Source organism: Bradyrhizobium sp. (assembly GCF_035484855.1).
Classification (GTDB): Bacteria; Pseudomonadota; Alphaproteobacteria; order Rhizobiales; family Xanthobacteraceae; genus Bradyrhizobium.
On record NZ_DATHOP010000208.1, the window covers coordinates 36636 to 43279 of the forward strand.

Genomic DNA, 6644 nt, shown 5'->3' on the forward strand with positions numbered 1-6644 from the left:
ATCCACGTCTTTCTTGGATGCCGCCAAGACGTGGATGCCCGGGACAGGCCCGGGCATGACGAGAATGAAAGAGCTTAATTGCTCGTGCCCTCGGTGTCGTTGAGCACGTTGAAAGCCTCTTCCAGCTGCGGCGAGATTTGCACGTTCAGCCTTTCGCCGGTCGGCAGCCGCGCCATGAACCATTTGTTGTAGAGCGGGATCAGGTCGCGGTTGGAGCCGAGCTTGTGGAAGGTGCGCTCGATCACGGCGGCGAGTTGCGGCTCGCCCTTGCGGAACATGATGCCGTAGGGATCGTAGGACAGATAATCGCCGGTGACGTGGAACTTGTCCTGCGACTTGTGCCGCGCGATCAGGCCGTAGAGCAGGATGTCGTCGGTCGCGAACGCATCGGCCTTGCCGTCCGACAACATCTGGTAGGATTGCTCGTGATCGGGCGATGTCACGATGGTGAGGCCGAGCGACAATTTCTTGTCGACGGCGTGCATCGCCTGCTCGTTGGTGGTGCCTTTTGTCACCACCACCGTCTTGCCCTTGAGGTCGACCGCTCCCTGGATGCCCGAGGCCTTCGCCACCATCAGCTTGGTGCCGGCCACGAACATCAACGGCGAGAACGCCACTTGCTTGGCGCGCTCGGCGTTGGCCGTGGTCGATCCGCATTCGAGATCGATCTTGTTCTGCACGACAGCGGGAATGCGGTCGTCGGAGGTGACCTTGACGTATTCGATCCGGAGATTGGCGTCGTCGACCTCGACGCCGATCTCGTCGACGATGGCCTCGCAGAGTTCGAGGCTGTAGCCGATCGGCCGGTTGGCCTGATCGAGGAACGAGAACGGCGGCGAGCTCTCGCGGTAGCCGAGACGCACGACATGCGTCTGCTTGATGTTGGCAAGCGTCGGGCTAAGCCCTTCGCCGCTGGTCTGGGCACCGGCCGCCGTGGTCAGCAGGCACGCCGCCAACCACAGGCCGCAGGCCCCCGCCGTTCGCCGTAAAATCTGGCGCATGAATCGCTCCCGTCAATGGCCGGCCATCGCGGGAATTTCGCCGGGGACCATGTCCGGCGGCACGACGTCGTCGGGACCGAGCGCGTGTTCGGGCGCGAGTTCGCCCTCCCACTTCGCCACCACGGAGGTGGCGAGCGAGTTGCCGATCACGTTGGTGGCGCTGCGTCCCATGTCGAGGAAGGTGTCGATGCCCATGATCATCAACAGTCCCGCCTCGGGAATGCCGAACTGGCCGAGCGTCGAGGCGATCACCACCAGCGAGGCGCGGGGCACGCCGGCGACGCCCTTGGAGGTGATCATCAAGGTCGCCAGCATCGCGAACTGGGTGCCGAGCGACATCTCGATATGGTAGGTCTGCGCGATGAAGATACTGGCAAAGGTGCAGTACATCATCGTGCCGTCGAGGTTGAACGAATAGCCCAGCGGCAGCACGAAGCTCGAAATTCGCGCCGACGCGCCGAAGCGGTTGAGGCCCTCGAGCGTCTTCGGATAGGCCGCTTCCGAGCTGGCAGTCGAGAACGCGATCATCAGCGGTTCACGGATCAGCCGCAACAGGTGGCTGTATCGCGGCCCGATGACGATGAAGCCGACGATGACCAGGATGCCCCACAGGATCATCAGCGACAGATAGAAGCCGCCCATGAACACGACGAGCTTCCACAGCACCAGCAGACCGTTCTTGGCCACCGTCGCGGTGATCGCCGCCCATACCGCGATCGGCGCGAACAGCATGACGTAGCTTGTCACCTTCAGCATGATGTGGCCGAGATCATCGATCACCGAGAGGATCTGCTTGGAGCGCTCCGGCATCGCGCCGAGCGCAACCGAGAAGAACACCGCGAACACCACAATCTGCAAAATCTCGTTCTGCGCCATCGCATCCGCGATCGAGGTCGGGATCAGATGGGTAAGGAATTTCTCGATAGAGAACGCCGACACCGGCAATCCCGTCGATTGCGCCTTGTCCGGCAGGGTGCCGGGGAAATTGGCACCGGGCTGCAGCAGGTTGACCATCACAAGACCGAGCAGCAGCGAAACGAAGGAGGCGCTGACGAACCAGCCCATGGTCTTCGCAAAGATCCGTCCCAACTTGGCGCCGCTGCCCATATGGGCGATGCCGCCGACCAGCGTCGCAAACACCAGCGGTGCGATGATCATCTTGATCAGCCGCAGGAACAGCATCGCGATCAGGTTCACGGTCGAGGCGATATCTCCCCTTATATCGGGCAGATAATTGAAGATCAGCGCGCCCATCACGATGCCGAGCACCATCGCGATCAGGATGTATTGCGTAAACCTGTTGGACATTTTCTTACCCCCGTAAGTTCCGACGACGCCAAGTGTGGCAGATTCCGCCGCCGACGCAACTCGCTTCGAACCTTCAGGTCGTTTGCCACAATGTTCCCGTTGTGAATTGAGCCGCCGCCGACTAGCGTCGTGCGCAGCGCACAATCTGTGCAGTTTGCGCGTTTCATACGCGGAAAAATGCATCAAGAACGGCCATGTCGGGGAGGGAATGCCATGAGCGGCAATGTCAATCGTCAGATCCTGCTGGTGGAGAAGCCCACAGGGAAATTAGGGCCGGAACATTTCAAGCTGGCCGAGGCGGCGATCCCGGAGCCGAAGGACGGCGAGGCTTTGCTGCGGGTGCGATATATCTCGCTCGATGCCGCCAACCGGGCCTGGATGCACGGCGCGACCTATCGCGCGGCGGTCGAGGCCAACACCGTGATGGCCGGCGGCGGCATCGCCGAGGTGGTGTCGTCGAAGGCGCCGGGGCTTGCAGCGGGCGATCTCGTATTCGGCGATACCGGCTGGCAGGAGTATGCGGCCGTGCCGGCGAAACACCTGACAAAAATGCCGAAGGTCGAGCCGATGACGCATCTCCTCAGCGTCTACGGCATCGCCGGCCTCACCGCCTATTTCGGGCTGCTCGATATCGGCAAGCCCAGGGCCGGCGAGACCGTGGTGGTCTCGGCCGCCGCCGGATCGGTTGGCTCGATCGTCGGCCAGATCGCGAAGATCAAGGGCTGCACTGTGGTCGGCATCGCCGGCGGCAAGGACAAGTGCCACTGGCTCACTAGCGAACTCGGTTTCGACGCCGCGGTCGACTACAAGGACGGCGCAGTATTCAAGGCGCTGCGCGCGGCGGCGCCCAAGGGCATCGACGTCTATTTCGACAATGTCGGCGGCGACATCCTCGAAGCTTGTCTTGCGCAGATGAACAATCGCGGCCGCATCGCCTGCTGCGGCGCGATCTCGCAATATGACGGCGTGCCCTCGGCGCACGGGCCGCGCGGCGTGCCCGGCCTGATCGTGGTGAAACGGCTGATCATGCAGGGCTTCATCGTGATGGACTTCATGGACCAGCGCGACGAGGCGCTATCCGATCTGCAATCCTGGGTCGCCTCCGGCAAATTGAAAGTGCAGGAGGACGTCATCAAGGGGTTGGAGAATACACCGAAGGCGCTGATCGGATTGCTCGCCGGCGAAAACCGCGGCAAGCGGATGGTCAGGGTGTAATCGTCGAATCATCAAAGCGAGACGAGACGTTCATGCAAGGGACGGCGATGGAAAACATGAATGTAGCAGACGGCGCGTACGACTTTGGCGCCGCGATGCGCCGCTATGTCGATGGCGACATCCTGCCCGGCGTCTCCTCGGCGGTACTGGTCGGCAGGGATCTGGTGGACGTGAATTGCGTCGGCTGGGCCGACAGGGAAGCGCGGATTTCCCTGCGCGCCGACCACATCTTCCGGGCCTTCTCCAATACCAAGCTGATCACCTCCTGCGCGGCGCTGCTGCTGTTCGAGCAAGGCCGCTTCCAGCTCGACGATCCGGTCGAGAAATTCATCCCGCAGCTTGGCAACCGCCGCGTGCTGCGCGCCGGCGCAACCTCGCTTGACGAAACCGAGCCGGCCAGGGGATTGATCACCATCCGCCATCTGTTGAGCCACCGATCGGGGTTGAGCTACGGCGTGTTCGACCCCGGTACGGTGATCTTCAAGGCCTATAACGAGCGCAAGGTGCTCAATCCCGCCACGCCGCTGGCGGACATGATCGAGGTACTGGCGGAGCTGCCGCTGATCTATCATCCGGGAACGTCGTGGGAATATTCTGTGGCGACCGATGTGCTGGGGCGCCTCGTCGAAATCGTCAGCGGCGAGCGGTTCGACAAATTCGTCCAGGCGAAAATTCTCGATCCGCTCGGCATGGTGGACACCGCCTTCGCGGTGCCTGAGAAAAAGCAGGACCGGCTCGTCGCCTATTATCTCGGGGCGGACCTGATGAACTCGATGAAGCCGGGACTGACGCGCAGCGATAACGCGCCCTATCCCGGAGCTTATCTGCGCCCGTGCCGAGGCTGAGCGGCGGCGCCGGCATGGTTTCGACCTTGCCTGACATGGTGGCGTTGATCCGAAGCCTGCTCCCCGGCGGTCCGACCTTGCTGAAACCGGACACGATCGCGCTCATGATGACCAACCAGCTGCCTGAGGGCATGTGGATGCGCTTCCCCGAGAGCGGAGTGCTGCCAGGCCACGGGTTCGGGGCGGGCTGATCGAAAAACCGTCGTCGGCCGGACATGCGGATTCCGCCGGCGAACTCTATTGGGGCGGCCTGGCGGGCACGCAATGGTGGATCTCGCCAAGGGCAGGCGTCGCGGGCGTGATGATGGCGCAGCGTCACATGGGATTTTTTCATCCCTTTGCGTTTCAGTTCAAGCAGCTGGCATATGAGGCGGTCAAGCGCGGGGGCTGACCTCGCCGGGACGGGAGCCTGATCGATGCAGCGTTTTACGCTCTATGGCAGCCCGCATTCGCTGCCGACCTACAAGGTGGCGTTGATGCTGCGCCTGTCGGGCGCGCCGTTTTCGTTCCGCTATGTCAGTTTCCAGAAGGGAATGCACAAGGCACCGGAATTTCTGGCGCTGTCGCGCTGGGCCCAGGTGCCGGTGCTGATCGACGACGGCGAGACCTATCTCCAGTCGGCGGCCATCGTGGAGCATCTCGCCAAAACGCTCGGCCGCTTTCAGGGCAAGGATGCGACGGCACGCCAGCACGTCCGGGAATGGCTGTACTGGGACGTCGATACCCTGTTCCCGCCGATCTTCAATTGCTATGGCGTTCAGCTTGGCCAGCGCAACCTGCTGCCGATCCAGGTCGATCCCGTCATTGCCGCCCACCACCGGCAGCGTTCGGAGACCGCGCTGTCGGTACTGGACAGCCATCTCGCCGGTCGCGACTATTTGTGCGCGGCTGAGCCCACCATCGCGGACCTGTTCTGCTATGGCGACATCGCATTTGCGGAAATCTGCGCGTTCGACCTGAAGCGCTGGACCAATGTGGCGCGCTGGGCGGTGCGAATAACCGCGCTGCCGGGCTTTGAGGCCCCCTTCGAATTGCTGGCCATGCAGGACGCCGAGTTCTCCTAGAGGACCGTCTCCGGCGCCAGCGTCTCTTAACAGTCGCCGGACATTCCACCGAACAGACTGCCTGGACTCGAGCCGCCCGTCGTCGACGGCACCGAAGCGGAACAGGCGGGAGTGGAAGCGGCGGGCGCTTGCGATGCCGTAGTATTCGCAACCTGTGTCGGCGTGTTGGATGCCTCGCCGGATAATTGCGCGGCTGCCTGGGGATTGATCGAGGGGGAGGCGCTGATGCCGTTACTCGATCCTGGCGGTGCTCCCGTCGCCGATACGGTCTCCGAAACTCCGGACGACGTCCGCACGTTCCAGTTGGGCACATACAAGGGATCGGAAGCGCATCCTGGCGCCGTCAAGCCACCGGCTTCCGGGCATGGCGTTTGCGACAGCATCGTTCCGCTCGGGGCCGCCCCGGTCCCACCGACGGTTGGGGGAGCGGACGGTGCGGCCGTGGCGGGCGCGGCCGCGACGGATTCTGACGCGGCACCAGCCTGGAGACCGGGTTGGGAACCGGATTGGAGGCCGGTTTGGGAATTGGCTTGAGAATTGGCCTGGGGATTCACCTGGGCATGGACCGCACCGAGCGCCGCAAGCCATGGGATCACTACAAAGATGAACGCTCTCTTCATCGCGCCCTCCTCCGTTTGCCAAGGTTTCGGTAAGCTCGCCGCATCACGCGGGCGAATGTGATTCAACACATGCCGGTTGGTGACGTTCCGGAACCGAGGTCACTTTCGTGTGGGGAGGTGTCTCGGCCGCGAGACCGCTATCTGATCAATCCAGCGAGCCTCGGCAGCGTCAGGCTGATCTCCGGGATGCAGATGATCAACAGCAGCCCGGCGAACAGCGCCAGCATGTACGGCAGATAGGTGCGGAAGTGCTCACCGACGCTTAGGTCGGCGAAGCGCAGCGCCATCAACAGGCCGACCCCCATCGGCGGCAGGAACAGGCCGATGCCGACGGCAGCGGTCTGGACAATGTCAAAATGGATCGGGTTGACCCCGATCTTGGTGGCGATCGGAAACACTACCGGGATCAATACCACCGCTGCCGGCAGTCCTTCGAGCACCATGCCGAACACCATGGTCAGCAACGCGACGCCGAGCAGGAAAAGCCATTGCGCGCTTTCGAGCGGCTTCAATACCTCCCCGAGCAACACTGGTACGCCGGTTACGCCCATGAGGTATTGGAAGATTGTTGCGACCGCGAGGAGAAAGACG

Annotated in this window: 7 protein-coding genes; 4 read left to right on the plus strand and 3 right to left on the minus strand. The window is 62.7% G+C overall.

The window, feature by feature from the left end; translation table 11 throughout:
* Positions 1-74: 74 nt before the first annotated feature.
* Both VK804_RS23880 and VK804_RS23885 read right to left on the minus strand, forming a co-directional pair.
* Positions 75-1001, minus strand: a complete 927-nt coding sequence (locus VK804_RS23880) for an amino acid ABC transporter substrate-binding protein (RefSeq protein WP_325374812.1) — start codon at positions 999-1001, stop codon at positions 75-77.
* A 12-nt stretch (positions 1002-1013) separates the two neighbouring features.
* Positions 1014-2309, minus strand: coding sequence for a dicarboxylate/amino acid:cation symporter (locus tag VK804_RS23885; RefSeq protein ID WP_325374815.1), 1296 nt, complete (start codon positions 2307-2309; stop codon positions 1014-1016).
* A gap of 213 nt (positions 2310-2522) precedes the next feature.
* Here VK804_RS23885 and VK804_RS23890 point away from each other — a divergent pair, with 213 nt between their 5' ends.
* The 4 genes from VK804_RS23890 to VK804_RS23905 all read left to right on the plus strand — a co-directional run bounded on the left by VK804_RS23890 (position 2523) and on the right by VK804_RS23905 (position 5433).
* Positions 2523-3524 carry an NADP-dependent oxidoreductase gene (locus VK804_RS23890; protein ID WP_325374817.1) on the plus strand — a complete coding sequence of 334 codons (1002 nt, stop codon included), beginning with the start codon at positions 2523-2525 and terminating at the stop codon, positions 3522-3524.
* Positions 3525-3580: 56 nt separating this feature from the next.
* Positions 3581-4369: a serine hydrolase domain-containing protein gene (locus tag VK804_RS23895; protein WP_325374819.1), complete on the plus strand. Its 789-nt coding sequence runs from the start codon at positions 3581-3583 to the stop codon at positions 4367-4369.
* Between the two features lie 133 nt (positions 4370-4502).
* Positions 4503-4760: a hypothetical protein gene (locus VK804_RS23900; protein WP_325374821.1), complete on the plus strand. Its 258-nt coding sequence runs from the start codon at positions 4503-4505 to the stop codon at positions 4758-4760.
* 25 nt (positions 4761-4785) lie between these two features.
* On the plus strand, positions 4786-5433 hold the full coding sequence (locus VK804_RS23905) for a glutathione S-transferase family protein (protein ID WP_325374823.1): 648 nt from the start codon (positions 4786-4788) through the stop codon (positions 5431-5433).
* A gap of 757 nt (positions 5434-6190) precedes the next feature.
* On the opposite strand, the gene VK804_RS23910 is transcribed toward VK804_RS23905, so the two are convergent.
* The coding region (locus VK804_RS23910; protein ID WP_325374825.1) for a TRAP transporter large permease subunit at positions 6191-6644 on the minus strand (454 nt) is incomplete at its 5' end.